Origin of the sequence: Neorhizobium lilium, assembly GCF_004053875.1 — a bacterium.
GTDB classification, from domain to species: Bacteria; Pseudomonadota; Alphaproteobacteria; order Rhizobiales; family Rhizobiaceae; genus Neorhizobium; species Neorhizobium lilii.
Genome location: NZ_SBIP01000006.1, coordinates 187,947 through 214,946, shown reverse-complemented (window position 1 = coordinate 214,946; position 27,000 = coordinate 187,947). Strand labels below are relative to the sequence as shown.

General features: G+C 60.0%; 27 protein-coding genes and 1 pseudogene. 23 read left to right on the top strand and 5 right to left on the bottom strand.

Annotated features, from left to right (window positions below):
* Positions 1-135 precede the first annotated feature (135 nt).
* From EPK99_RS23320 to EPK99_RS23305, 4 genes are all read left to right on the top strand, one after another.
* Positions 136-2,370, top strand: a complete 2,235-nt coding sequence (locus EPK99_RS23320; protein WP_128445489.1) for a Nal1-like putative serine protease — start codon at positions 136-138, stop codon at positions 2,368-2,370.
* Between the two features lie 140 nt (positions 2,371-2,510).
* Complete coding sequence (locus tag EPK99_RS23315; RefSeq protein WP_128445488.1) at positions 2,511-3,260, top strand: hypothetical protein; 750 nt, start codon at positions 2,511-2,513, stop codon at positions 3,258-3,260.
* Positions 3,261-3,576: 316 nt separating this feature from the next.
* Positions 3,577-3,954 carry an SOS response-associated peptidase family protein gene (locus EPK99_RS23310; RefSeq protein ID WP_342633758.1) on the top strand — a complete coding sequence of 126 codons (378 nt, stop codon included), beginning with the start codon at positions 3,577-3,579 and terminating at the stop codon, positions 3,952-3,954.
* A gap of 29 nt (positions 3,955-3,983) precedes the next feature.
* Positions 3,984-4,628: an SOS response-associated peptidase gene (locus EPK99_RS23305; RefSeq protein ID WP_128445487.1), complete on the top strand. Its 645-nt coding sequence runs from the start codon at positions 3,984-3,986 to the stop codon at positions 4,626-4,628.
* Between the two features lie 43 nt (positions 4,629-4,671).
* Here the strand turns inward: EPK99_RS23305 and EPK99_RS23300 are convergent, their stop codons facing one another.
* Both EPK99_RS23300 and EPK99_RS23295 read right to left on the bottom strand, forming a co-directional pair.
* Complete coding sequence (locus EPK99_RS23300) at positions 4,672-5,094, bottom strand: helix-turn-helix domain-containing protein (RefSeq protein ID WP_128445486.1); 423 nt, start codon at positions 5,092-5,094, stop codon at positions 4,672-4,674.
* Between the two features lie 36 nt (positions 5,095-5,130).
* Positions 5,131-5,394 (bottom strand): helix-turn-helix domain-containing protein, encoded by a 264-nt coding sequence (locus tag EPK99_RS23295; RefSeq protein WP_164901868.1) that lies wholly within the window; start codon positions 5,392-5,394, stop codon positions 5,131-5,133.
* A 276-nt stretch (positions 5,395-5,670) separates the two neighbouring features.
* On the opposite strand from EPK99_RS23295, the gene EPK99_RS23290 reads away from it, so the two are divergent.
* From EPK99_RS23290 to EPK99_RS23245, 10 genes are all read left to right on the top strand, one after another.
* Positions 5,671-6,630: a DUF3991 and toprim domain-containing protein gene (locus tag EPK99_RS23290; protein WP_164901867.1), complete on the top strand. Its 960-nt coding sequence runs from the start codon at positions 5,671-5,673 to the stop codon at positions 6,628-6,630.
* 142 nt (positions 6,631-6,772) lie between these two features.
* On the top strand, positions 6,773-7,375 hold the full coding sequence (locus EPK99_RS23285; protein WP_128445484.1) for a DUF1419 domain-containing protein: 603 nt from the start codon (positions 6,773-6,775) through the stop codon (positions 7,373-7,375).
* A gap of 12 nt (positions 7,376-7,387) precedes the next feature.
* Complete coding sequence (locus EPK99_RS23280) at positions 7,388-7,786, top strand: DUF3085 domain-containing protein (protein WP_128445483.1); 399 nt, start codon at positions 7,388-7,390, stop codon at positions 7,784-7,786.
* 102 nt (positions 7,787-7,888) lie between these two features.
* Positions 7,889-12,988 carry an Eco57I restriction-modification methylase domain-containing protein gene (locus EPK99_RS23275; protein WP_128445482.1) on the top strand — a complete coding sequence of 1,700 codons (5,100 nt, stop codon included), beginning with the start codon at positions 7,889-7,891 and terminating at the stop codon, positions 12,986-12,988.
* A gap of 90 nt (positions 12,989-13,078) precedes the next feature.
* Complete coding sequence (locus EPK99_RS23270; RefSeq protein ID WP_128445481.1) at positions 13,079-13,387, top strand: integration host factor subunit beta; 309 nt, start codon at positions 13,079-13,081, stop codon at positions 13,385-13,387.
* Positions 13,388-14,466: 1,079 nt separating this feature from the next.
* Positions 14,467-16,239, top strand: coding sequence for a ParB/RepB/Spo0J family partition protein (locus EPK99_RS23265; protein ID WP_128445480.1), 1,773 nt, complete (start codon positions 14,467-14,469; stop codon positions 16,237-16,239).
* Positions 16,240-16,331: 92 nt separating this feature from the next.
* Positions 16,332-16,805 (top strand): hypothetical protein, encoded by a 474-nt coding sequence (locus EPK99_RS23260; RefSeq protein ID WP_128445479.1) that lies wholly within the window; start codon positions 16,332-16,334, stop codon positions 16,803-16,805.
* Positions 16,802-17,689, top strand: coding sequence for a DUF7007 domain-containing protein (locus EPK99_RS23255; RefSeq protein WP_128445478.1), 888 nt, complete (start codon positions 16,802-16,804; stop codon positions 17,687-17,689). Before EPK99_RS23260 ends, EPK99_RS23255 begins: the two co-directional genes overlap by 4 nt.
* The gene (locus EPK99_RS23250; RefSeq protein WP_128445477.1) at positions 17,686-18,072 is read left to right on the top strand and encodes a hypothetical protein; all 387 of its coding nucleotides are present in this window, start codon (positions 17,686-17,688) and stop codon (positions 18,070-18,072) included. Before EPK99_RS23255 ends, EPK99_RS23250 begins: the two co-directional genes overlap by 4 nt.
* Before the next feature lie 355 nt (positions 18,073-18,427).
* Entirely contained in the window at positions 18,428-19,027 is a 600-nt protein-coding gene (locus EPK99_RS23245) for a hypothetical protein (protein WP_128445476.1), read from the top strand.
* A gap of 34 nt (positions 19,028-19,061) precedes the next feature.
* Here EPK99_RS23245 and EPK99_RS23240 read toward each other — a convergent pair whose 3' ends face one another.
* Both EPK99_RS23240 and EPK99_RS26115 read right to left on the bottom strand, forming a co-directional pair.
* Positions 19,062-19,805 (bottom strand): SDR family oxidoreductase, encoded by a 744-nt coding sequence (locus EPK99_RS23240; protein WP_128445475.1) that lies wholly within the window; start codon positions 19,803-19,805, stop codon positions 19,062-19,064.
* An 81-nt stretch (positions 19,806-19,886) separates the two neighbouring features.
* A pseudogene (locus EPK99_RS26115) lies at positions 19,887-20,809 on the bottom strand (AraC family transcriptional regulator).
* Between the two features lie 110 nt (positions 20,810-20,919).
* Between EPK99_RS26115 and EPK99_RS23230 the strand changes: the two are divergent.
* The 7 genes from EPK99_RS23230 (at position 20,920) to EPK99_RS25970 (ending at position 25,176) form a co-directional block, all read left to right on the top strand.
* The gene (locus tag EPK99_RS23230) at positions 20,920-21,126 is read left to right on the top strand and encodes a hypothetical protein (RefSeq protein ID WP_128445474.1); all 207 of its coding nucleotides are present in this window, start codon (positions 20,920-20,922) and stop codon (positions 21,124-21,126) included.
* Positions 21,127-21,143: 17 nt separating this feature from the next.
* Complete coding sequence (locus EPK99_RS23225) at positions 21,144-22,070, top strand: ArdC family protein (protein WP_128445473.1); 927 nt, start codon at positions 21,144-21,146, stop codon at positions 22,068-22,070.
* Between the two features lie 407 nt (positions 22,071-22,477).
* Entirely contained in the window at positions 22,478-22,642 is a 165-nt protein-coding gene (locus EPK99_RS25415; protein ID WP_164901865.1) for a hypothetical protein, read from the top strand.
* Between the two features lie 154 nt (positions 22,643-22,796).
* Positions 22,797-23,063, top strand: coding sequence for a type II toxin-antitoxin system prevent-host-death family antitoxin (locus EPK99_RS23220; RefSeq protein WP_128445472.1), 267 nt, complete (start codon positions 22,797-22,799; stop codon positions 23,061-23,063).
* Positions 23,060-23,476 (top strand): hypothetical protein, encoded by a 417-nt coding sequence (locus EPK99_RS23215; protein WP_128445471.1) that lies wholly within the window; start codon positions 23,060-23,062, stop codon positions 23,474-23,476. The genes EPK99_RS23220 and EPK99_RS23215 overlap by 4 nt, the downstream gene beginning before the upstream one ends.
* Positions 23,477-24,139: 663 nt before the next feature.
* On the top strand, positions 24,140-24,451 hold the full coding sequence (locus EPK99_RS23205; RefSeq protein WP_164901864.1) for a DUF736 domain-containing protein: 312 nt from the start codon (positions 24,140-24,142) through the stop codon (positions 24,449-24,451).
* Positions 24,452-25,053: 602 nt separating this feature from the next.
* A complete protein-coding gene (locus EPK99_RS25970) occupies positions 25,054-25,176 on the top strand; it encodes a hypothetical protein (RefSeq protein WP_281033493.1) in 123 nt (40 codons plus the stop codon).
* On the opposite strand, the gene EPK99_RS23200 is transcribed toward EPK99_RS25970, so the two are convergent.
* Positions 25,166-25,444 (bottom strand): HU family DNA-binding protein, encoded by a 279-nt coding sequence (locus tag EPK99_RS23200; RefSeq protein WP_128445470.1) that lies wholly within the window; start codon positions 25,442-25,444, stop codon positions 25,166-25,168. The genes EPK99_RS25970 and EPK99_RS23200 overlap by 11 nt on opposite strands.
* A gap of 755 nt (positions 25,445-26,199) precedes the next feature.
* Between EPK99_RS23200 and EPK99_RS23190 the strand changes: the two genes are divergently transcribed.
* On the top strand, positions 26,200-26,511 hold the full coding sequence (locus EPK99_RS23190; RefSeq protein WP_128445468.1) for a DUF736 domain-containing protein: 312 nt from the start codon (positions 26,200-26,202) through the stop codon (positions 26,509-26,511).
* 299 nt (positions 26,512-26,810) lie between these two features.
* The gene (locus EPK99_RS25410) at positions 26,811-26,981 is read left to right on the top strand and encodes a hypothetical protein (protein ID WP_164901848.1); all 171 of its coding nucleotides are present in this window, start codon (positions 26,811-26,813) and stop codon (positions 26,979-26,981) included.
* Positions 26,982-27,000: the final 19 nt, after the last annotated feature.

Here is a 27,000-nt window from a genome sequence, read left to right as displayed (position 1 = left end):
GAGAAGATTAGCTTTCGTGAGACAGAACGACCTTTAAGCAGTAAAAAAATGACGGAAGCCCTCCTGTCAATCGCCTGAAACACTTTATTGGTGTAATGTACTTTCAGGGATAAGTGTAGCTTAAGGATGGGAAAAATGAATATTCTCGGCGTAGAGCGCAATTATTCTAGCTTGTCAGTCAAGGATCTTCTCGAGGCCCGTGACCTTTACCACTATCACCTGATCCACAAGGCTAATGTGGTCGGTACCGCTATTGGTCTGTATCTGATCCGCGAAACTGACCCATGGCCAACCAGCAGCAGGCCGGATGCCGACATGCGCACTCGGTCTGTAGCGCCGAAAGGAGAAAGGACGCTCGATAATTCCAGTGTTCGAGATTACTCTTGGCCATGCATTATCGTGTTCGTCGATGTTTGGGTCGATGAGGATCGCTTTGGGTCGGGTAAACGGGATCTCCATCCGGAAAATATTGTCCCGAAAACGCTCTACATGCCAGACGGGCGCACGTTGCCTGTCTGCGTCGTCAAGGTGACGCCGGCGAAAGCGGCACCGGCTCACCTTCCTGCTGCGCACTGGCCGCAAACACTCATTGGCGGCGGCTTTCCTTTAGTTGCGATCACGCAGGGAGAGAAACGTCTCGCCAGCATCGGTTGTCTAGTCACCGACGGCCACACCGTTTTTGCGCTGACCAATCGCCACGTCTCCGGACCTGAGGGTTGCCCGATCAGTGCCATCCTGCGTGGTGGCGAGGTGGAGATCGGGCGGTCTAGCGCCAAGCAGTTGACCCGGCTACCGTTCACGGACGTTTACCGCGACTTTCCTGGCCAGCGGACCTGGCTGACACTCGATATAGGGCTCGTCGAAATCTCCGATCTGAAGGACTGGACTTCACAGGTCTACGGTTTGGGGTCGGTCGGGCCGCTGGCGGACCTGAGCGAACGTAATATCAGCTTGCGATTGATCGAGGCGGAAACCGTGGCCTATGGCGCGTCTTCCGGTCGGCTGAAGGGTAGGATCAAGGCACTGTTCTATCGTCATCGCTCGATCGGTGGCTATGACGATGTCTCTGATTTTCTGATTGCGCCCGACCCTCGCGAGCCAAACCAAACCCAGCCTGGCGATTCCGGTACCGTATGGCATCTCAAGATGACTGACCCGAATGCGCCCGTGCGGCCGCTTGCTGTTGAATGGGGAGGACAGACCTTCTTGTCAGGCACACGTGAGGGTGGTTTCAATTTCGCCTTGGCGACCAGCCTAAGCAATGTTTGCAGGCTGTTGGACGTCGAGCTTGTTCGAGATCACAATACCGGCGTCAAGCCGTATTGGGGGAAAACCGGGCACTACAGTATCGCAGCGTTCGCTTGTGACGCCATCCAGTCGAAGAAACTCGAGACCCTGATGCAGGCGAACCGGGATCGGATAGCGTTCGAGCTATCAGGCCTGGATCCAGATGCAATTGAGCAGGCCATCAAAGATGCGAAAGAGGGCGGCGAGTTTGTGCCCTTAGCGGACGTGCCGGATATCGTCTGGAAACAAGCTGCAAGTAAAATAAAGGGCGGCCGCAAAGGCGGAATCAATCCTGAAAACCCGACCCACTATGCCGATATCGATCAACCCCGACCGGGCGATGGACTGACGTTGCGCGATATCTGCTCAGCAGATCCCAGCAAGGTGACAGTCGAAGACTGGCAGGCCTATTACGATACTCTTGGTCACACAAAGCCCAGTGAAAGAGGATTGCTGCCATTCCGCGTCTGGCAATTTTACGATGCCATGGTCGAGTCTTTGCGGAAGAGTGATGTCCCAGCCTTCGTTTGCGCGGCTGGCATTATGGCGCATTATGTCGGTGATGCCAGCCAGACGTTGCATGGATCCTACCTCAACAATGGATATCCCGACGGACGTGGCGACGGAGTCCATGGTGCCTATGAAGACGCAATGGTCGACAACGAGTCCGAGACACTGTTCGATCTCATCGGAAAAGACTTGGCGAAGGCGAGGGGTAGGCTCGATCTGTTGACTGATGGGCAGGCGGTTGCTGTCTGCGTTTTTAACTTGATGGACCGCACGATGGCCGCGCTTCCCCCGGCATCAATCGTGGACGCATATATCGCCACAGGCGGTGGGAAATCGCGGCGAGTCACAAGCGCCTTGTGGGAACAGTTCGGCGAGACGACTGCCGCAGCCATGGCTGATGGTGCGAGGGTTCTCGCGCTTGTCTGGGATAGCGCCTGGAAGGCCGGGAACGGAGATCGTCTGAAGAACAAGGATTTGATTGCGATCGACAAAGCAGAGTTGATGGCACTTTATGAGGATCGGAACTTCGTGCCGTCACTCGTGCTGAACGATATTGCCGCGATCCTGAAATAGCGCATGCCATGCATATTCGACGTTTTTGGATGCGGCAACCAGCCTTCAAGATGACACGACCGTCAGTTGGGCCTTCAGGCTGATTGCAGCCTCGACGGATTAACGAATATAGCCCGGCCTTTGAAGACGAGAAGCGATACATGTCGATCCGCATAGAATTTGAAAAAATCATCCCTATCCTGGCGAAATGGTGGGTCCGAGATACGACGTTCAGCGTACTTGTCGCCTTTTCCAGCATGCTCATGGCGAAGAGCGCAATCGAATACGGCTACGATTTCGCAATGCGCCGTTACAAATATTTGCCATCGGAGGCTCCACCAGTCGGAAGTGATTTTGGTCCAACCGAATATCTTGCGGTGTTGGTTTTGATCGTGGCGATCGGCTATCGCCTATGGGTTATCAAGGGCACCGTGGCCGAGACGGCAGACCAGGCGACACGTGAAGCTCTCAACAGCTCGTCGACAGGAAGTGTTCTGCAACTGGAGCACAGAAAGGCTTTGGGTATCTTGGCGACCGTTCCTGAGATCGAGGCACTCAGGGCGCATCCGACCAACGCGTTGGGAATGACGCTAGCTCACGCAAGTGGCGCTCGGCACGTAGCCTGGGACGGGATCTGGTTCACGCTGGCGAGCAGACATCATCGTGTCAAAAGGGGCCTTGTGCTGATTGCGTTCACGATTTCGGCGGTCGCCGCGCTTGTGATCTTAGTTGTAGCAGCGGGAACATATGCACAGGCGGGCTTTGTTTCCATAATGTCTTCGGCGCTGGCTGCGGAGGGTGTCCTGCTAGTCTTCGCTTCGTTCTCCTACCTCAAGGATCTTGAGCGCTTGAATTCGGCCTGTGCCCTCGTGAAAGAACGTCCTCCAATCACCGTTTCTACCACCCCGTGATGCAGTGGACTCCCATTCTCGTCGCCCGCGACAAATAGTTGTGAGGCCGAACCCACACCGGCTGTCAGTACTGCAGCGCGCGGCGCTCCGTGTTGATAACGGAGTGGTGCGGTCCATCAGCTCTTTCCTATCGGTTCGTCGGCCGGTGTTGCCGATGGAGCCTAGAGCGCCGGTCGCCGCCACACGAGGTGTGTTAGACGACGTAGTTCCGAGCAATTGAATCTGCGTCATTCAGACGTGCAGCGCTGCTCGTGTCGCCAAGCCCTTTTTTGATCGCATGGGGATTGTAAATAAATGAGTCAGCAAATACCGCTGCCTGATCCCACTCACCCATTTCGCCAACCCCGACGGTGTCAAAGGCGAGAAAACCCGATCGTGGTTTTCGAAGAACCGGCAACCCTTGATCGCCTGGGCAGGCTTCTGCACGAACACTCCGGATTTCGGCCCCGTGTTCGCCGGCATGACCATGACCGCCAACGAGACGATCAGGCCCTTCAACGACCGAATGCCCGTTTTGCTCAAGCGGCAAGAATACGAGCGCTGGCTTCACGGTTCGATAGAGGATGTCATCGCCTTCCAGTTTCGCGAACCACCGCCATCCGATGACCTTGAAATCCTGCATAGCCGCGACCGCTGGCAAAGCGGCGTTTCGCCCTCCAAGGCTTCACCCCGTCAGGGCAACATGCTTATGTAAATAGCGTTCCGCGCTGAAAGGTTTGCAACATGTGCAACTTGTACACCGTCCGTCTCTCCGCCGCAGAAGTCGCCGCGCATTTCCGCGTGCCAAATCCGATGCAGTCGAACGCTCCCGAGGAAGTCTATCCGGGCACGCCCGGGATGGTGGTGACGGAGAATGAAGGCGTTCGTGAGCTTCGCTCGATGGTCTGGGGCTTTCCCTTGCGACTGAAAGGGATGAAGCCGGAAGCCAAGCCAGAGCCGGTCAACAACATCGCCGACCTTGCGAAAGGCATGTGGATCGGCCTGGCGCGTAAGCCTCAATGGCGATGCCTGATCCCCGTAACGGGTTTCGCCGAAGCCGAGGGTGAAAAGGGCAAAATGACCCGGACTTGGTTCTCTTTGAAAGACCAGCCGGTCTTTGCATGGGCGGGCCTGTGGCGTATCAGCGATGAATGGGGTCCCGTCTATTCCGGTGTGATGACCGATGCGAACGAGGCGATCCAACCGGTGCACAACCGGATGCCTGTCCTGCTCCATTCAGATGAGTACGAACAGTGGCTTCACGGTAGTTTTGACGATGCACTCGCATTCCAGAAGCGGACATTTCCGCCCGAGTTGGTGACGATGGAGCGGACAAGCGAGCTATGGGCGAAGAAGAAGGCAGCACCCGAGGCGCCGCTGCTGCTTTGACGACAGCCTAGTTGGCCACGGTCTGCCCGAATTCTTGTGCAGGCTATTCCGCGGCGTTCTGAAGATGCTCGTTCTCATCCGTGGCGCCAGCGGCAGCCCGGACAAAATCCACGATTTTTCGACGAAGCCTAGGATCGCCTATCCGGGCGAAAGCCTGATTGAGCGAGACCGTCTCGCGCGTGACGGGGACCTCCGCTGTTCTAACGCCCATATCGCGGAACGGCCCATTGCTGCCAAGAGCGTCGACAGCATCAAAAAAACTCCGCACGTCTACATGCAGCGCATGAGCGATTTCCGTGAGCATGCTGGCCGAAACGCGGTTCGTGCCTTTTTCATATTTCTGAATCTGCTGGAAGGTAACACCAATCTGCGTACCAAGGCCGGCCTGAGAGACACCGTTGAGTAGGCGCCTCTTACGGATTGCCTGACCTATGGCCACATCAACCGCATGAGGTTCATTCTTCATGTCGTGTCCCCGAAACAATTGATTCCAATCAACGTATCAGTTCGAGTTCCGGCGCCCTGGGCGCAGGTTTGTCGGCTCCGATTCGCCTGGTAGCGGCTCTTTGAACAGATCCTTAATGGGGACGCCGAGAGCCTCCGCAATTTTTCCGAGTGAATCAAGGCCCGGGTTAATTCGTCTGCGTTCTATCTGCGAGATCGCAACCCGTTCGAGATGAGCTTCGAGAGAAAGTCGCTCTTGCGACACTCCTTTCGCGACACGCAGTTTTTTCACATTCCAGGCCAACAGTTCACGTGGAGACATCATGGTTCCACATGAACAGTCGGTAGTCAATTAAATAACTGGCTATTCTATACAGATAGATTCTTGGGCTGCCCGTTTGCAGTAGGGGTTGTGCCGCTGGCGGCGGCAGGCCGCAAGGGAAGCTTCGCCGCCGGCTGGGCGATATAGCCGAGACCTCATATTTTTTGACTTGCCGCCGTCGCCCTTGCCCCCTTTGCTCTTCGCGGCTGGTGGAAGGGTAGCTCATGTTGGAGCGACACGACCGAAAGGTGGACCGGCCAGAGGAGCGGGAATATCATGAAGAAAGAGCAGGTTGAAGAACTGAGGGAAAAGGTCGGATGCGGGGCGGTGCTGGAAAAGGCTGGGTTTACAGTCGATGTAAAGGAAAGCACGCGCCGCGCCGTCAAACATCGCCGCGGACCAGAGATCATTATTGTGATCCACGGCGGGAGGGGCTGGTTCGATCCGCTCTCCGACGCCAAAGGGGACGTCTTTGCCCTTGTTGAGCATATCGATGGTGCCAGTTTCCAGGAGAGCCTGGAGCGGGTTGCGCAACTCGTCGGCTATGATCTTGCGGAACCACAATGGAGGCCACTCTTAAAGGATCGCGGTTCTTTCGGCCCCACGGCAGAGCGGTGGGAAAGCCGCCGCAAACCATGGCGGGGTTCGGCCGCATGGCGGTACCTTTCTTCCGAACGGTTTCTGCCAACTTCTCTTCTTCAGGCAGTTATTGCAGCGGATATCGTGCGGGAAGGTCCCTACGGCAGCATGTGGGCGGCTCACACGGATGATGCGGGCCAGGTGACGGGTTGGGAAGAACGCGGTCTGGAATGGCGAGGCTTTGCAACGGGCGGAACGAAGATCCTATTCCGGTTCGGGCCGCCCGATGCTGACCGCATCTGCGTCACCGAGGCCGCGATCGACGCCATGAGCCTTGCGGCGATCGAGGGTATCCGCGAAGGCACAATGTATCTCAGTACCGGCGGGGGCTGGTCGCCGGCAACGGAAGCTGCGATCCGGGCACTGGCTTCCAGGCCGGGGAGGCAGCTTGTTGCTGCCACCGACGCCAATCCCCAGGGCGCAACATTTGCCGGGCGCCTGCGAGCGCTCGCGGAGGAAGCCGGCTGCGACTGGACGCGCCTGCGGCCTAGCGAAGACGATTGGAACGAAGTTCTAAAGATGTCCCGGAAAGAAGAAAGAGGGAGAAAGGAAAGAGGGAGAGGCCTGCCGCATGCCCGCCAGTCGCGTCAAGGGTGAAGCTTCGCCCGGCTGTGCCGGCCCTTGACCCGCCCGAACGGAGAGGCGGCCTGAGGGGAGGGGTCAGGAAGGGCTGAAGAGACGATGGCGACCACGAGGATCCGCCGCGCTCCGGCCCGGACGAGGCTGAAGGAGCCCGATGATGACCCTTTCCACCATCCGCAAAGTCTTTGAAGGTGTCGCCGATCGCCGGCAGATGTTTCGCATGTTCGACCGCCACGCGCAGCGCCCGGGCCGATGGGAGGGAGACGACAGCGCGCTTTACCGAGGCGAATGGTTCAAGATCGATCAGCCATCGCACGATTACATGTTCGAGGTCCTGCCGCCGCTGTGGTTGCGCGGTGATATGTTCGCCATGCGCGAGGTTCTGACCGGCTCGATTACCAGCATCTTTTTCACTCTTTTGATCGACGGGAACATCCGCCATTTCCACGGCTATTGCGACCTGGCCGACAAGGGCTCGCCTGAGCGCATGCGCAACGCGATCATCGAGCGCGAGTCCAGGCCGGTTCGGGCGATGACCCGCGAGGAACGTCTCGAGCATATCTGGTCGAGCACGGCGGATGACTATCGCGGCTATGCCGGCCAGCGCTGGCCTTCTGTTGATCGCGACGAGCGCACGGTCCTGCTCTATGGCGGCAAGGAAGGCACATCCCTGAAACAGCTCGACCAGCTCACGGATGCCGAGGTTTCCGCGAAACTGCCCGTGCATCTGCGCTATCTGCCCGACGCTGTAGCCGCGTGACGGAGGCGGGCGATGTTCACCTTTTCCACGACGGATGTCCGCATCGTCATGATGCGCGGACGGATCGACGCCTACCGCAATGACGGCTTCCGCAATCCCCACTATGGGCTTTATCCCGGTCGTGATGAACAGTCGGGTGTCTGGCTCGTCGGCGACGAGGGCGTGTACATCATGTCCAATGGCAAGCTCGCTGAGGGGCAGCGTCCATGCGTCGTCTACGCCGAAGAATGCGACCCAAAAACCAACCCCGATTGGTGGCACTACAAGCGCCAGCATTTCGGGGGCGATGACGGGATAGAGTTTCTCGAGGGCGCTATGCTCGTGAAGCTGATCGCGGCAAGTCCCGGCTGCACCGATCTGCAAATCATCATGGGCGAAACGTCCATGTCCATCACGCCGGTCCGCCGCTGATACCGGCCCCACGGCCAGCCTTCCATCAAATGTTGCAGCCATCGCGCTTACGGGCATCCCGGCGCGCCGATGGCGCTCGCTTTTTTTCAAGGAGAACAGTCCATGTCCCACGATCCCTTTACCCTCGACATGTTCGGCAGCAGCGCGCTGTCATCGGGACTTGGTCTCGGTGTTACGGCCTTTGGCAGCTTTGCGCCGGAGCCGGCCAACGACGACGATCCTGATCCCACCCCGCCAGCACCTGCCTCGGCGCTCCCCCGAAAACCGGTTGCGCGCAAACAGGGCGACCGTACGAACTTCTATCTCGGCCATGGCGAGGATCGTGGCCTTGCCGCCAACTGGAAGGAGCGGGCGCGGATGAATGTTGCCGCCATACTGACCGCCAACGAGATCGAGCGCAACGACGTGCCCGTCACACGCGAGCATCAGCAGAGGCTGATCCACTTTACCGGTTTCGGGGCGTCGGAACTGGCGAACGGCATGTTCCGCCGACCGGGTGAGGTCGGTTTTCGGAAGGGCTGGGACGATCTTGCCAGCTCATTGGAAACTGCCGTGTGCGAATCCGACTACGCCTCGCTGGCCCGCTGCACGCAATACGCCCACTTCACCCCGGAGTTTGTCATCCGGGCCATCTGGTCGGGCCTGCAGCGGCTTGGCTGGCGTGGAGGGCGGGTGCTGGAACCGGGCATCGGCACGGGTCTCTTCCCGGCACTGATGCCGGAATTCTATCGCGACAACAGCTTTGTCACCGGGGTCGAGCTTGATCCCGTCACAACGCGCATCGTGCGGTTGCTGCAGCCCAAGGCGCGCATCATCAACGCCGACTTTGCACTCACAGACCTGTCGCCCATTTTCGACCTCGCCATCGGCAACCCACCCTTTTCCGACCGCACAGTTCGTTCCGACCGGGCCTACCGCAAGCTCGGCCTTCGCCTGCATGACTACTTCATTGCCCGGTCCATCGACCTGCTGAAGCCCGGTGCTCTCGCCGCCTTCGTGACCAGCTCCGGCACTATGGACAAGGCAGACGCCACAGCGCGCGAATATATTGCCAAATCCGCAGATTTGATCGCGGCCATTCGATTGCCTGAGGGCAGTTTCCGGCGAGACGCCGGCACGGACGTCGTGGTCGATCTCTTGTTCTTCCGCAAGCGCAAACCCGGCGAACCGGAGGGCGACCAGACGTGGCTCGATATCGATGAGGTTCGTGCCGCAACGGAAGACGAAGGCCCGATCCGCGTCAATCGCTGGTTTGCCCGTCATCCTGACTTCGTGCTCGGCGACCATGTCCTCACATCCGGCCCTTTCGGCGAAACATACACGTGCCATAGCCGTCCCGACATCGATCTCGAACCAGCGCTGAACGCTGCTATCACCCTTCTTCCGGAAGATCTTTACGACGGTGAACCGACACCAGTTGATATCGACCTGGAAGACGAACTCGGTGACATCGATGATCTGCGCCCGGAGGGCTCGAAGGTCCGCGAGGGCAGTTTCTTCATCGACAATGCCAGAGGCCTTATGCAGCTTGTCGATGGCACTGCTACCGCCGTTCCCGTTCGTAAGGGCCGCGGCGGCGAAGGAATCCCGGAAAAACACGTCCGCATCATCACCAAGCTGATCCCCCTCCGCGACGCGGTGCGCGCGATCCTGAAGGCGCAGGAGCAGGACCGCCCGTGGAAAGATCTTCAGGTCCGGCTTCGCATCGCCTGGTCAAGCTTCGTGCGAGACTTCGGCCCGGTCAATCACACCGCTGTTTCGGTCAGTGAGGATCCTGAAACCGGCGAAGTGCGGGAAACGCACCGCCAACCGAACCTGCAGCCGTTTCGGGATGACCCCGACTGCTGGCTGGTCGCCTCGATCGAAGACTACGATCTGGAAACCGACACGGCGCGTCCCGGTCCGATCTTTACCGACCGGGTGATCTCGCCACCTGCAGCCCCGGTGATCACATCAGCATCCGATGCGCTTGCTGTCGTGCTCAACGAACGCGGGCATGTCGATATCGACCATATCGCCGAACTCCTGCATCGCGATCCGTCCGCCGTCATCGACGAGCTTGGTGATGGCATCTTTTGTGATCCGGTCGACGGCTCCTGGCAGACATCGGATGCCTATCTGTCCGGTTTGGTTCGTAGCAAGCTGGTCGCAGCGCAAGCAGCGGCAGACCTTGATCCAGCCTTTGAGCGGAACGTCACTGCCCTGGAGGCAGTTCAGCCAGCCGACCTTCGGCCGTCGGATATCACCGCCCGTCTCGGTGCCCCATGGATCCCGGCTTCCGATGTCGTCGCCTTTGTGCAGGAAACGATGGGAACCGAAATCCGTATTCACCATATGCCGGAACTCGGCTCCTGGACCGTCGAGGCGCGGCAGCTTGGTTATAGCGCCGTTGGCACCTCGGAATGGGGAACAAGCCGCCGGCACGCAGGCGAACTCCTGGCCGACGCGCTCAATAGCCGGGTCCCCCAGATCTTCGATGTGTTCAAGGATGCCGATGGCGAGCGCCGGGTGCTGAACGTCGTCGATACCGAAGCGGTCCGTGACAAGCTGCAGAAGATCAAACATGCATTCGAGACCTGGGTGTGGGCTGATCCTGATCGCACCGACCGACTGGCGCGGGTTTATAACGACCGCTTCAACAATATCGCGCCGCGCACATTCGACGGTTCTCATCTGAAACTCCCTGGCGCGTCGAGCGCCTTTGCTTTGTACGGGCATCAGAAACGCGGGATCTGGCGGATCATCTCCTCAGGCTCCACCTATCTCGCCCATGCCGTCGGCGCCGGCAAGACCATGACGATGGTGGCGGCCATCATGGAACAGCGCAGGCTTGGCCTGATCGCCAAGGCGATGCTGGTCGTTCCCGGCCATTGCCTGGCCCAAGCGGCGCGGGAATTTTTAGGCCTCTATCCGAACGCCAATATCCTGGTAGCCGACGAGACCAACTTCACCAAGGACAAACGCGCACGCTTTCTCAGCCGCGCGGCGACGGCGACATGGGATGCTGTTATCATCACCCATTCCGCGTTTCGGTTCATCGCCGTTCCATCTGCTTTCGAGCAACAGATGATCCATGACGAGCTGGAGCTCTTCGAGGATCTGTTGACGCGGGTCGAAAGCGACGACCGCGTCTCGAGAAAACGTCTCGAGCGTCTGAAGGAAGGCTTGCAGGAGCGGCTCGAAGCGCTCGCCACCCGCAAGGACGATTTGCTGACAATCTCTGAAATCGGCGTTGACCAGATCATCGTCGATGAGGCGCAGGTATTCCGCAAGCTGTCCTTCGCCACCAACATGGCGACACTGAAGGGCATCGACCCGAACGGGTCGCAGCGCGCCTGGGATCTTTACGTCAAATCCCGCTTCATCGAGACGAAAAACCCCGGCCGTGCCCTTGTTCTGGCTTCTGGCACGCCGATCACCAACACGCTTGGCGAGATGTTCTCCATACAGCGCCTGCTGGGACATGAAGCTCTTGCAGAGCGCGGCCTGCACGAATTCGACGCCTGGGCCAGCACGTTCGGCGACACGACGACCGCGCTCGAAATTCAGCCGTCCGGCAAATACAAGCCTGTCAGCCGCTTTGCCAGCTTCGTCAACGTCCCCGAGCTGATTGCGATGTTCCGCAGCTTTGGGGATGTCGTGTTGCCGGGGGATCTGCGCCAATATGTGAAGGTGCCAGCGATCTCGACGGGTCGGCGGCAAATCCTGACGGCAAAACCAACGCAATCCTTCAGGAACTATCAGGCCGTCCTCGATGCCCGTATCAAGGCCATCGAACAGCGCGAGGGACCGACCAAGCCCGGCGACGATATCCTGCTCTCGGTCATCACCGACGGCCGTCATGCGGCAATCGACCTGCGCCTGATCGACCCCGACAATGACAACGAGCCCGACAACAAGCTCAATCTGCTCGTCGAGAACGCTCACCGTATCTGGGCGGAGACCGCAGAGCGGGAGTATGTCCGGCCTGACGGCAAGCCTTTCGAGTTGCCGGGCGCTGCACAGATGATATTTTCTGATCTCGGCACCATCAATGTCGAGAAGAGCCGGGGCTTTTCGGCCTATCGCTGGATCCGCGATGAGTTGATCCGCATGGGCGTGCCGCCTTGCGAGATCGCCTTCATGCAGGACTACAAGAAGACCGAGGCCAAGCAGCGGCTGTTTGGCGATGTGCGGGCTGGCAAGGTCCGCTTTTTGATCGGTTCCTCCGAGACCATGGGCACCGGCGTCAACGCCCAGCTGAGGTTGAAGGCGCTCCACCATCTCGACGTTCCGTGGCTTCCCTCCCAGATCGAACAGCGTGAAGGCCGCATCGTCCGTCAGGGCAACCAGCACGACGAGGTCGATATCTTCGCCTATGCCACGCAAGGCTCACTCGACGCCAGCATGTGGCAGAACAACGAGCGCAAGGCCCGGTTTATCGCTGCGGCATTGTCCGGCGACACCTCCATCCGTCGGCTGGAAGATATGGACGAAGGGCAGGCCAATCAATTCGCCATGGCCAAGGCGATCGCGTCCGGCGACGAGCGGCTGATGCAAAAGGCAGGCCTGGAGGCCGATATTGCCCGTCTCGAACGATTGCGCGCCGCCCACGAAGACGACCAGTATGCGGTGCGTCGCCAAATTCGTGACGCCGAACGCGACATCGAGACCTCATCCCGGCGCATCGCCGAGATCGCTCAGGACATCGAGCGACGTGTTCCGACATCAGGTGATGCCTTCGCAATGACCGTGACAGGCAAGGCCTACGATGATCGCAAGGCGGCCGGCCGGGCACTGATGAAGGAAACCCTCACGCTGCTGCAGCTTCGGATCGAGGGAGAAACCGTGCTTGGGACCATCGGCGGATTCGATCTCATGTATGAGGGCGAGAGGTTTGGCAAAGGTGACGGCTACCGTGTCCTGACCGTACTTCAGCGCACCGGGGCCGACTACGACATCGATCTTGATGTCACGGTCACGCCGCTTGGCGCCATCTCACGCCTCGAACATGCACTGGGCGACTTCGAGGCCGAGCAACAGCGTTATCGTCATCGTCTGGACGACGCCCACCGGCGGCTTGCATCCTATCGCTCACGCGACGGCGGCACGTTTTCTTTTGCCGAGGAACTGGCGGACAAACGTCGCCAGGTGCGCGAGGTCGAAGAAGCGCTCGCCAGTTCCGCGCTCGCCAGCTCCGACGCTGAAGATACCAACGCTTGAACCCCGGCTTGCGCTCGCTCCGTCCATGATCGATTCGATCAAGGTCAGGGCCGATCTTCCAAAACCCGACAGATGCGTTACAAAAGCTCCATGATCAGATCCGAACTCATCGATATTATCGCCGCACGCAATCCGCACCTCTATCATCAGGACGCGGGGCGGATCGTCGATACTATTCTTGACGACATAGCAAGCGCCATGGAACGCGGAGAACGGGTTGAACTCAGAGGTTTCGGGACTTTTGTCGTGCGACACCGGCCGTCACGGTCTGGACGAAACCCTAAGAACGGCACAGCGGTCTTCGTCGAGGAGAAATGGGTGCCGTTCTTTCGCGCTGGCAAGGAGCTCAAGGAGCGCATCAACGATGGCGGGGCGCCTGATCCGGCGGCAAACGCATAGCTGCACTGCACAATAAATGACTTTCAATATGCACAGAATGTCGCCATACTGCCTTCAGTTGATGCATTTGGCGGGTTTCCTCCCAGTTCCCGCCGTATCAGCTGTTCCCCTCTGGAGGTATTACCTCCACACTTCATGGGCCACGGTTTTCCGTCGGCCCATTTTTTTTATTCTTCGTTCGCCTCGTCCGACCATTTCGAGAGGTTTATACCCAGGGGGCTTTTGCGCAGACCCCTCCGCTCGACAGCTTGAAGAGCGATTATATCACTGCAATCGCAGCGGTGTTTGATGTTGTCCCGGGATCCAAAAGAAGGCGCTCCCCTCACGGGTCGAGCGCCTTCTTTTGCGTCGGAGGCGACCGCAAACGTGGTCCTCCACCTTGACCGAGACCGATTTGCAGACGAGACCTCAATCACAACACTCCGTGGAAAAACATGCCTTTTTTTCTTGTAACGCAGTCATCGCTGGTAGAAGCTCAGGACGAGCGAGAGGCCGCTCAAACGGGGGTCACCGTCTCCGCTCCGGAGCACAGGTCACCGTTTCGGTAAAGTCCGATGAAACAACGATCACACCCATCGTTGTCCCCGCAATGGTCGAAGAGCCCCTTCCGGGCCCGCCCTCCGAAACCGCCAATCCCTCGCCTGCTGCTGTTGCTATCCCGGAAGCTGCCTTCGCCGCACCGGAAAACAGAGCTCTCATCTTGAAGCGTATGATGGCTGACGCGCTGGCCCTCCTAGGGCGCCGAACCTCGGCCCGTCCTCCAGGTAGCGCTGCCGCCAAGATCTATCGTCTTCGGGCGTGGGCTTGAACTGAGAAGAGAGGGTTGAAAAGGAAAGCAGGAAGGATGAACCGGTCGCAGACCGGTCCTCCCACCGACGCTGTCGCTCAACCGCCGCCTGCGCGATCCCGGCCGCTTGGCCTTCGCAGGGCTTTTAGCCCCGCTCGTCCCGCACAGCAGGGATGCTCGGCCGCAGTTGCGGCAGTCCGGCCGCTCGGCGGTCGGGGAGGTGTCTTCGAAAAATGAAGACAGGAAGGGTCGGCAAGGTGCCGGTCCGGAACCTCTCGAAAGGACAGCTCCCATGCAGATCATGAAGGTTGACCCGCGCGCGCTGAAGGAAAATCCCAACCGTATGCGCCAGTTGAAGTCGTCGCCGCAGGCCGACGCGCTGATGCTGGCCACGATCAAGGCCGTCGGCATCGTCCAGCCGCCCGTCGTCGCACCGGAACCCGATGGCGGAAATGGCTATATCATCGATGCCGGTCATCGCCGCGTGCGCCTTGCCATCGCCGCCGGACTGGACGAAATCGAAATCCTTGTCGTGGACGCCGCCAACGACAACGGTGCCATGCGCTCGATGGTCGAAAACTCGGTTCGCGAGGCGCTCAACCCCGTTGATCAGTGGCGTGGCATCGAGCGTCTGGTCGCGCTCGGTTGGACCGAGGAGGCGATTGCTGTCGCTCTCGCTCTTCCCGTCCGTCAGATCCGCAAACTTCGGCTTCTGGCCAATGTGCTGCCAGCCATGCTCGAGCAGATGGCCAAGGGCGATATGCCATCCGAGCAACAGCTTCGCACGATCGCCGCAGCTTCGCTCGAAGACCAGAAAGAAGTCTGGAAGGCACAGAAGCCGAAGAAGGGCGACACCGCATCGTGGTGGGCGATTGCCAATGGCCTTAGCAAGACCCGCATGTATGCCAAGGACGCGAGCTTTGGAGATGATCTCTCGCAGGCCTATGGCATTGCCTGGGTCGAGGACCTGTTCGCACCGGCTGACGAAGACAGCCGCTACACCACGGATGTCGAGGCCTTTCTCGGTGCTCAGCAAGAATGGATGACGAGCAATCTGCCCAAGAAGGGCGCGATCGTCGAACTCAACAGCTGGGGCCAGCCGCAATTGCCGGCAAAGGCCGACCGGGTCTATGGCAAGCCGGGCAAGGGCGATCTGACGGCGATGTATCTCGACCGCGATGGCAAGGTCCAGTCGTTCCATTTCCGGATGCCGGAGGTTAAGAAGCCAAAGGGCAATGCGGGCTCGCCCGATGGTGTTCAGGGTGATGAGGTCATCGAGGTTGTGTCAAAGCCGCGTCCGGACGTTACCCAGAAAGGCCAGGACATGATCGGCGATTTCCGCACCGACGCTTTGCACGAAGCGCTTGGCCGGGCACCGATCGAGGACGATATGCTGATGGCGCTGCTGGTGATCGCCTTCGCCGGCCTTAACGTCCGCGTCGACACAGGTGCCGGTGGCAATGTCTTCGGCTCGGCGCGGTTCAAGCGCCACGTGGTTCCGCTGCTCGACGAGAATGGCAAGGTCGATATCGACATGGACAGGCTGCGTATCGCGGCCCGTTCCGTGCTGATCGATGTGCTGTCGTGCAGGCGCAATGCCTCCAACAGTGGCGTAGCAGCACGGATCGCGGGCGACGCGATCGGAGCTGACGCATTCCTGCCCAACATGGGCACGGAAGGCTTCCTGTCTTGCCTGTCGCGCCAGGCGCTGGAGGCTTCGGCTAAGGAAACCGCCGTTCCTCCGCGCCAGAAGGTCAAGGAAACCCGCGCAGCGCTTGTCGATCACTTCAAGGAGGAAAGGTTCGTTCATGGGTCTGCTTTGTTTGCCCCGGCGACGGAAGAGCTTGCTGAATTGCTCAAAGCAGGTGCGACACCTGACGAAGATGCCGACGAGGCTTCTCTCGGCATGGACGAAGATGGTGCCGATAATGACGGCTCGGAAACGGGGTCAGTCGATGACGAAAACGAGCCGGCTTCTTCCGGTCTGGGTACCGGCGAGGATGCGGATGATGTCGTAGACGACGAGCATTCCACCGACGACCATTACGGCATTGCCGCCGAATAGAGGCTTTGTCTCACATCCCGATCCCCATCGCCGCCGCCAGTTTCTGGCGGCGGTTTTGTTTTCAGCACCCTCGAAAATCAGGGAGAATTTGCATGTCTGCTCATATCGCACTGAGTGCCCCGATCGGCTCGATCATTGGCTGGTCGGACGGCACGCCACGTCCACCTGAACGCCACCGTAAAAAGCTGTCCGCCTGGCGGACCAACAACAGCAGCGGTCGCCTGATCCGTAAGCAGGGCGAGCGTACCGGCGGCAAGCATGCCGTGCCGCCGTGCTTTACCCTTCACGAGGCTGACTATGGCGCAGGCGGCGTGATCGCTATCCGGGTCCGCCGGACGTTCTCTTTGGATACAAGCCTGACATTCACGATCATCGAGCCTCCGGCGATTGGCAGTTTCCGCGTATTCGACCGTGCCGGCGACCACGCGGAGCTTGTACACCTCGCCGCGTCCCGGCCAGCGGTGGAGGAATGGTTGTCGCGACACGGCTACCCCGATGCCGTGGTGGAAGAGGTCACGACCGACGTGGTCGCCGCAAACATCGTGGAAGGGAGGGCCGTGGCATGAGCACGATTCCCGCCAAATCCGACGCCGACGGCACCCCCGGCTTTCCGGGGGTTTCTTTTGGTCGGTCTATGGAAGGTCATACGGTCGCCCGTGTCGGCGACGCCGCCTTTGCCATGCTGCCGGGTCGAGGCGAGCGGCATTATCTGGCGACCGGCTGGAAGATCGCCGCGCCGCTTTCCAAATGGCGGCGAGCGGATTTCCACGGGCATTCCGGTGACCTTGCCGATGAGGCGGCGTTTCGCGCCCGCGTCTTCGAACATGCCGAGCATCAGCGCGAGAGCCGGGGATTGGGTCGATGCGAGATTTCCGCCCGTGCTTACACGCCATGGGGACTGTCGCAGCACACGACAGTCTATGCCGATGGTGTCGAGCGCCATTCGACGGCCAGTCACGGTGGCTTCAGGCTCTCACCCCTGCGGAACTGCAAGGTTCATCCGTCACTGCGGGTCGAAGACGGATTTTACGAGGAAGATTGCGCCTGGGCGGCCGTGGCAATCACATTTCCGGATCTGTTTACCGGCTTTGAGCGGCGTTGCGCAGAGGTGACGATAAGGGACTGGCAACCCGCTGCCTGGGAGAAAATCTTCGGACGTGTTCTGGCGCCTGGCCAATCCCATGCAAAGGATCGTCGTGCGTTCGAAACACAACATGCCAACGACTGGATCGTGATCTCCGCTCTCCGGTCGAACCATCATCCTGGCATGACGGAAGTTATCGCAACCCGGGGAGGCCAGCGAGATGCCCACCTCGAGGAGCGCCGCTTTCTGGTGCCTGCTGCTGAATACGGAGTGGGTCGTTTCGGCTTTGTCATCGATGAGACGCGGCATGCAGCCTATGATGGTCCGTCAAGCTTCGTCACCTGGTCGGGGAAGTGCGCGACATGATGCACTCCATTGACGCCCAAGTGGAATTGCGGCGTCTGGAAGAGGCATGTCGTCAGACACGCCACCAGATCGACCTCATCGAACGCCAGATCATCCGCAAGATGACAGCGCTGATCCCGTCACTTGGGCAACGCCGACACGGACATCGCCGGGGTAAGCGCCTGGAGCACGAAGCCTTCCTCTGCCGCTACCGTTCCAATCTTGCCGCCATCACAGCGGAGTGCCAGCCGGACATCGATGCGCTCTCCAGCAAGCTCGCTCGGCAGGAAGCGGCATTCGCATCGTTTCATGCTCGTATCTCCCTCATGCATGATTGCGCTGGCGCAGGGCAGGGAACTGAGGACGATCTCGATTCAGATCGGAGCGGCGGGCGAACAGCGTAGCGGGATCTGATCTATTGATGGACATCCGGTGGGCTTTGCGTGGGTTCCTTTCGCTGCCTTGTGTCCGGTCCGATCCCCGGTCGGCCTGTCCTTCGGTTTTGTGACGGTCTGAACCAGCGCCCGTTCGGTTCAAGGCCGCTATAGCGCCGCGGGGCGGCCGGTCATGCCGCTCTCGACAAAGCAGGCACGCGGGCTTCGCTAGGGCAGATGCCCTGCTTTCCCGCGCACCGGCTTCGCTCGATCTGGCCCGCCCGGACCCTGAACCGCCCGGCTTGCGCCGGTTCCTTTCGACCGCACCGAAGGACAGACCGGCCGGGGGCCGGAACCGCTTCGGGAACGAGAAAAGGAAACCATCATGGCAAAACCCGTAACCCAGTCCCGTCAAACCTCTCGCCCATCTGCCCGCGTTGTCCCGCTTCGCAAGGGTGCCACGATCGAGATGGTCCGCCTCACATGCCCCAATGAAACGCAGGCGCTGAAGATCGCCGAAAGCTTCGGGACGGCCATCCTCGACAGCGATGGTGTCCGCGACCTGCACGAGCGACTGCTCGTCGAGACCGCCACGGCTCTTTCCGATGGGCTTGGCGAGCGGGCGATGCAGATCCATCTCCAGCGGATCGTCGGTGCCTATGTCGGATCAGCCCATGGTGCCGGCCAGTTCTACAGCCGGGCTGTCACCGAAGCACGTGACGCCACCGCAAAGGGTGCGGGCGATCACCGCGACGAGGATCTCGACGGTCCGGTCGGGTACGACAGCGCCGCCCAGCGCAAACGCGAGTTCGCAGCCGACATGGGCATCCAGGCACATGCGCTGCGGATGGCCGCCGAGGGTGCTGTATCAGCCTACGAGCAGATCGTCGGTGAAACCTGGAAACCCTTCGACCGCCCCGTAGAGAATCCTGGCCAGACTGTTGACCGCAAGGCCGCCGCCGCCCAGATGTCGGCCTTCGAGTGAGGCCATACGGCGGGACTTCGGTCCCGCCTCTTGCTTAACGGACCTTGGCCAACGCAACAGCGTCAGGTCCGGCAGGAAAGCGGAGCTGTCCGGTCGTATCGTGCGCTGCCGCCCAGATTGCCTCTGCGACGTCCGTTTCCTTGGTTGTCAGCGCAGGCTTTGCAAATGCCTCGAAAATCGGCTTGGCGAAATCGGCATATGCCGCAGGGATCATATCCTCGATCCTCACCGAACTGTTCTGAGCGAAACGGGTCGTTGGGGCATAACCCGGCTCGACGAGCTTTGCGCGGATGTCGAAATGCGCCAGTTCATGCGCCAGCGAGCCGGTGAAGCCTTCGATCGCCTGCTTGCTTGCCGTGTAGGCGGCGGCCAAGGGCATTGCCGCCAATGTCACGCTGGACGTGACGTTGACGATGGTGCCCGAACGACGCTCGCGCATTTGCGGGATTACAGCCTGCGCCATGGCCATGACGCCCAATGTGTTCGTCTCGAACACTCTGCGGACGTGCGCCATCCGGGTGGCCTCGAATGCACCGACCACACCGATGCCAGCGTTGTTCACGAGAACATCGATCGGACCAGCGGCTTTGATGGCGGTAGCAATGCTCTCGTCACTGGTGACGTCCAGCGGTAGAATCCGCAGTTTCTCCGAGCGTGGCAGGACGTCCGGATTGGGCGTGCGCATGGCGGCGATCACGTTCCAACCGTTGGCAAGGAAGTGACGTGCGGTCTCAAGGCCATAACCAGAGGACGTTCCGGTAATCATAATCGTCTTCATAAGGATCTCCATCCGTTCGTGATGACCCTTGGTAGGCCTTCCGGTCAGGATGGGATATAATTTGACGTCCAGTTTTATTGCTCAGGCGTCCAGAGTTGCAGGTCGAGCTGTTACTGTTCCGGCATACCGGCCTGGAGAGCAGCCCTGACGCTTGCGAAAGGCCGTGCTGAACGCGCTGGCAGATTCGTAACCCACCTCGTCGGCGATCCTGTCTAGCGTCTTTGTGCCGCGGATCAGGGCATCCTTCGCTAGCGCCATGCGCCAGCGGGAGAGATATTCGATCGGTCCACAGCCAAGTATTTTGCCGAAACGTGCTGCAAAGGCCGAGCGCGACAGTCCAGCAAGCTTCGCCAGATCCGCGACCGTCCAGTCTGACCGAACATCCGCGTGTATCGCGCGAAGAGCCCGGGCTAAGGCAGGGTCAAGCATGCCGTTGAGAAGATCGGTCCGACCTTCGTCATCGACAACGCCACGCCAGCGAAGAGCTTCAATGAGAAGAACTTCAAGCAAGCGCTGCAGGATCATCTCCTTGCCGGGTTCTTCACTCTCGCACTCTTCCATGATCTGCTGAAGGACGCGGGTGAGCCTGGGTGCGCGGCCCTCCGACGCCGGAATGTAGATCATGCGCGGCAAAAGTGAGCGAAGCAACGCGGCATTGGCCGGCTCAATTCGAAACGTGCCGCCTAAAGATACGAAGTCAGCATCGCCGTCCTGTTCACCGTGGCGAGCAGCAGTTTCCATCGGATCTCGTAATTCGCCGGCATTCCGGGATGGCTGCTCAGAGTGAAGGCAGGCGTCGACGGCAAGAGGACAAAGTCGCCTCTCTGGAGCTCAAGCGGCGCGGCGTCATCGAACGCAAGCCAGCATCCGCCTTTCAAAACGATGGTAAACCCTGGAGCATCATGAGCCATGTATCGAACGGCCCACCGCCCCCGGCCGGTGATCGGCTTCGAGATGGCAGTGCTCGGCCGTAGCAATGCAATCATATCGCTAAGAGGATCCATTCGGGACTGTCCATAACAAAATGTGGTGATTCCGCTATAGAGCGTCCGTGGACCGCTGTCCATCAACGTCAGTTTAGCTCTCTCCGTCGGTCAAGGTAGAAGGGTTTTCCGTGGCAGCAACGGCAAAGAGGGAGGCTGCTCCCCCTCGTCCCGTTCCGGTTGATCGGTCTGGCGCCGGTCCGTTGCCGCGCAACAGCTTTGCTGTCCTCCTCTTCGTTGCGGCCCTGGTCGCCGGCGTAACCGGCGAACTGCGGGTGCACGCCTCCTTTGCCCGCCGCTTTGAGACCGCCGTAACGGGCCGCATGGAGCGGCCCTGAATCTGAGGTTTTGAAAGATGACAAGCAAGAATGAAAAGGAACGCGTTGATCTTTACACGAGGATCACGGACAGGATCGTAGCGGATCTCGAACAGGGTGTCCGCCCGTGGATGAAACCATGGTCGGTTGCCAATACCACGGGCCGGATCAGCCGACCCCTTCGTCACAATGGCGAGCCCTATAGCGGCCTCAACGTGCTGCTGTTGTGGTCGGAGGGCACGGCGCGCGGCTATGCCTCGCCGATGTGGATGACATTCAAGCAGGCACTCGAACTGGGTGCCGCGGTTCGCAAGGGCGAAACCGGTACCACCGTCATCTATGCCAGCCGCTTCACCAAGACAGAAGCCAATGGAAACGAGGGCGAGGTCGAGCGCGATATTCCGTTTCTCAAGGCGTACACTGTCTTTAATGTCGAGCAGATCGACGGTCTGCCGGACCGATATCGTGGTGTCAGCGAACCGACATCTCAACCTGTCGAGCGCATCGCTCAGGCCGATCGGTTCTTCCACAATACCGGCGCGATCATCCGCCATGGCGGCAATCAGGCATTCTATTCTCCTAGTAGCGACGTCATCCAGCTGCCGCCGTTTGAGAGTTTCCGGGATGCAGAGGCGTATGTCGGGACGCTGAGTCATGAAAGTGTCCACTGGACAGCGCACTCAGACCGGGTCGGTCGCGATCTCAGCCGGTATCCACGCGATAGGAGCGAGCGTGCCCGCGAGGAATTGATCGCCGAGCTTGGGAGCTGCTTTCTTTGCGCCGATCTCGGTATCGTTCCCGAACTGGAGCCGAGACTCGATCACGCTTCCTATTTGCAGTCATGGCTATCGGTGCTTGCCAACGACAAGCGGGCGATCTTCCAGGCTGCAGCCCACGCGCAACGCGCAGCGGCCTACCTGCATGGCCTTCAGCCTCAGGTTTCTGAAGAGAAGGAGGCGGCCTGATGAACGCGCCTCACCTTTCGCTCCTGTGCCAGTAAGCGATGCCGACCTATCGACGAAGCCGATCACGGCCAACTCGACCTCTGGCCGCACGAGTGCGGGGGCATGTGCGGGCTTTGACCTCATCGGCTAACTAAACGACGGCATGCCGCATTGTTTGACCAGGCGGATGTGCTGCAGCGAGAACTAGAGGGTGCGATATCCGCAGTCACCTCCCGGGAGCAGAACCATGCCCGCTCTTTGTCGATGGGCTCCGTCGAGCCCCGGCCTTCTACGATCAACCCGTAAAGGGTCGGACTACGCAAGCGTGCCGCCGCAGGCAAAGCCTGCGGTGATCGCGGCCGGAGGCCCGACTTCAGGGGGAGCCATCGAGCGGGAATGGTCCCGCTCCCGGATGGAGCCAACCTGCCATGTCACACGATCTCAGCCTCGCACAAAACCACGCCTTCAATCTCGCACGCACCCTGATGGTCCCGGTCGTCCTGTTCAGATCCGGCGACGAGTTCGGCGTCCTGCCCGCCGACGAAATCGACGGCGATGAGGTTGAGGTCATGTATGAGTACGACCCCTACTAGGGGTCGGCCGGCTGATTGAGCCGGCACGGCACCCAACCATGAGAGCCAAACGCCCGCCGCAGAAATCAGTTCCAGCATATACAGAAATGCTGTATATGCTGGAACTGCGCTAGCGCGTTCAACCTGCATCGACACGATGCATCAGGAGGTCAGCATGTCCCACCCGCGTGGTTCTTATACGACGAGCGATCTATCGCGAAAGTCGGGCGATATTATTGCAGAGGCGCTTCGTCATCCTGTGATGATCACGCAGCGCAACAAGCCGCGCCTGATCCTGCTTAACATCGAGGACTATGATCGACTTATGCGCCAGTCCGATTCCCGATCGACCGGCACGATTGAAACCATGCCGGACGGCTTGCTCGGTGAGTTCGAGGCAGCGGTTGATCTGTATGCCGAGAGCGACGAGGCTGGCCGATGAGCGGCTATGACGACATCCAGAGCGCTGCGATCGTTCGCTATCCCTATCTTTGGGCGCGGGAAGACGGCAAAGGCGAAACCGAAGGCCGGAAAAATCGTCCGGTCGCAGTTGGTGTCAGAATTCCGCGGCCAAATGGCGATCTGGTGTTGTTCTTTCCCATTACCACCAAGCCGCCCGAGCAGGCACGATTTGCCGCCGAGATTCCCTCGATCGAAAAGCGACGAGCAGGACTGGATACCGATCTCCGGCTTTGGATCATTCTCGACGAGTTCAACAGCGATGTTATCGGCCGCTCGTTTTATCTCGAGCCCGAGCCGCCGATCGGCCGGTTCAGCAAGGCGTTTTTCCTGCCCCTGCTTCGCGAGTTCATCGTGCGCCGCAAGTCCCTTACAGAAATCAGCCGCTTCCGATAACACCTGCGGAGACCGACATCGCCTGGCTACAGGGACGGCGGCGATTGGCACTGCTGTTGACGTACGCATCGAGTCCGGAAGAGCCGCATCGTTACTGATCGGACCTTGAGGCACTAGGCGCTCCATGACGGCGGGTGATCACCTTGACCGTGACTGAGCCTGTGAGTGCTTCGGTCGCAAGCCACAACGCGGTCGACGACGATCTGCGAGGTTTGACCGAGTATGAAGCTTGAACCTCTGTAAGGCTGGTCGCGCTTCCTGGTGCGGCTAAGTTAAACGACTAAGGGGCTAGCGGCTGGCTGTTAAGCCTATACCGGCGCCATTGACGGCAAGCAGGGGTCACCACCGCGCCTTTCCTTTCATGTCTATTGCCGGCACTTCTGCGGGCTCGATGCGGCATGTCTGACCGGGGAGCGGCTTCGCCTCGATCGTCTTCCCGCAACGCCCGTCCGAAACTTTCTTCCCCTGGCGGAACCCACCCCACTCGACCAGTCGAGCGGGGACCCCGGGTCGCCGCCATTCCTCGCGCGACAAGAAACTCTCTCCCGGCCGCCTTTCACTTCGTTGCAGCCCCTTTGGGGTGCGGTCCGATCGTCCCCGGTCTTTGCGACTGCCATCGAGGCCGCGAAGGGCGCGGCCCGAAACAGCGAAAGGAACATCACAATGGCTACCATCGGCACCTTCACCTCCACCGAGAACGGCTTCACCGGCTCCATCCGCACTCTGGCCCTCAACGTCAAGGCTCGCATCGCCCGGGTCGACAATCCCTCCGATAAGGGTCCCCACTTCCGCATCTACGCTGGCAATGTCGAGCTTGGCGCGGCCTGGCAGAAGCGCTCCGAGCAAACCGACCGCGACTACCTCTCGGTCAAGCTGGACGATCCGAGCTTCCCGGCTCCGATCTACGCAACCCTCTCCGAAGTCGAAGGCGAAGACGGCTACCAGCTGATCTGGTCCCGCCCGAACCGCGACTGAGGTCGCCGCCGGCCCCGCCACAAGCGGGGCCTCTTCTCCTGTTCATCGGAAACCGGAAACGGGCATCGAGCCCGCCTCCGGTTTTTCTGGTGCCATCGCCGCCTTTGAAGTTATGCGGGTTCCAGCAGTTCAGGAAATCGCGCGAGGCCGAGACTGAAAGTCGCCCGCGTTATATCGACATCTTTCTCGCAGATGTCGCATGACAAAGAAGGGCGCATCGCGCCCTTCCTCTGGCAAAGCCTGATGAAGACATGATCATATGACGCGCCGGGCAGCGTCTTCAATGCACAAGATTTCACCGGTCGCATTCATCGAAGCGGCACGCGACGGGCGTACGAGAAGAAGAACGCCGAGACTGGCCGTAAATACGCCTTGCAAGATATACGAGTAGAGCAGCCAAAAGGAGTCACTCAGGTTCATACTCGGGATAGGCGGTAGCGTCGATCTCATGTCGGGCAGAATGGCCAACCCGACCCCCACAATGATCATTGCGAAAAATGTGAGGCGCGTTTGCATGAAAAACTCCCGTCGGTTTGATCTCAGAACAGTTCTATAAAAGCTGAAAACAGCTTGACTGTCAGGATAACGTGCCGAGGCCCGGAATGCTGTTTATCCCGACGAGCGCGCTGGAGGAACGTACGGCGCTCTGGGCCGAGCAGGAGGGCCTCATTGAGCGCGTGCCGCCCTTCTGGGGCGGCTTCGCGCTTCGCGGCCTCAGCCGTTGAGCGCGTCTTTCACCGTCTTGCCAGGCGCAAACGTCAGCTTCTTCGAAGCAGCAATCTTAATCGTTGCCCCGGTCGCCGGATTGCGGCCCTCGCGCTCCGCAGTTTCCTTGACCTTGAACTTGCCGAAGGAAGGGATTGACGTTTCCGCGCCTGCCTGTGCCGCGTCAGCAATCTGCTTGAACACGCTTTCGACGATGGTTTTGGCCTGCGCCTTCGTCAGGTTCTGTTCCGATGCGATCTTGTCTGCGATCTCGTTTGTGGTCGTCATGGAAGAAATCTCCTGTGTGATTGATGATCTCTTCCGCTATCGCACTCCGCTCGGGGCAAGGGTAGGGGCGATCCATGCCGCGACATGCCCAATCCACTGAAATAGCGGGTTTCTGCGGGGAGGGGACGGATCCGAAGGGCTGAGACCCGCAGGTCACGTTCGTTCTAAGAAGCCTGCAGCGACGTAAGCAGCGCCTCGAGCAGAAGGTGGCGCGGGGGCGCGACCTTCGCATCCTTGGCGACAGCGGGAGTGACCGCGATCGACACAGCCAGGCTGCGGCGCAAGCCGAAACCGTCATCATCTGCGCGTGTTGAGCGACGAATGACAGCTGACCTTCCAGGGAACGGCTGGTGAAAGCTGGTACGGCCTCGGCTGAAACCAGGGAGCAATGTTGCCGGCATCCAGCATCGGAGCGATCAGTCAACGTGCACGCTGCCATGGCCCCGTCCTTTCGCCCCCATGGGTCCGGCACTTCTGCGGGCTCGATGAGGCATGTCTGACCGGAGAGCGGCTGCGCCTCGATCGTCTTCCCGCAACGGCCGTCCGTGACTTTCTTCCCCTGCCGGAACCCACCCCACTCGACCAGTCGAGCGGGGACCCCGGGTTCCGCCATTCCTCGCGCGACAAGAAACTCTCTCCCGGCCGCCTTCCTCTTCGTTCCAGCCCCTTTGGGGTGCGGTCCGATCGTCCCCGGTCTTTGCGACTGCCATCGAGGCCGCGAAGGGCGCGGCCCGAAACATCGAAAGGACACCACAATGGCTACCATCGGCACCTTCACCACCTCTGACGCCGGCTTCACTGGCGCGATCCGCACCCTCGCTCTCAACGTCAAGGCCCGCATCGCCCGTGTTGATAACCCCTCCGACAAGGGCCCGCACTTCCGCATCTACGCGGGCAATGTCGAACTGGGCGCCGCCTGGCAGAAGCGCTCCGAGCAAACCGACCGCGACTACCTCTCGGTCAAGCTGGACGACCCGAGCTTCCCGGCTCCGATCTACGCAACGCTCTCCGAAGTCGAAGGTGAGGACGGCTACCAGCTGATCTGGTCCCGCCCGAACCGCGACTAAGGATCGCCACCGGCCCCGCCAATCAGGCGGGGCCTTTCTCTACCCAAACGGAAAGCCGAAGACGGGCATCGAGCCCGCCTTCGACTTCTTTGGTGCCATACGGAGAGGAGTGGTCTGATCAGATCATCCTATGGTGCCGCGACGGCATGGCGGCCTCAAGGACGAGCGGTACCCCCAAAATGCATTCGCATTTCGGCTCCCCCACTCGCCGCCGCTGGCGGTCGCTTGCGCGCTCCTTGACCCCGCCATGCCGCCGCGCCGCCGGTCATCGTCTTTCACAAACTCAAGGAGATGAGATGATGACGATGAACCTCGAAATCCAAATCGAAGAGCTTCGGGCCGAACTCAACAGCGTGTGTGACGCCGCAGAGCGCCCCCAGATCGAAATCGAGCTTGAGCTTGCCAGGGCCGAGCTGGCCGTCGTGCTGGCCGAGCAGGACGGTTCAATCGAAGCCGAGCCGCCCTTCTGAGGGCGGCATACCTTGCCGA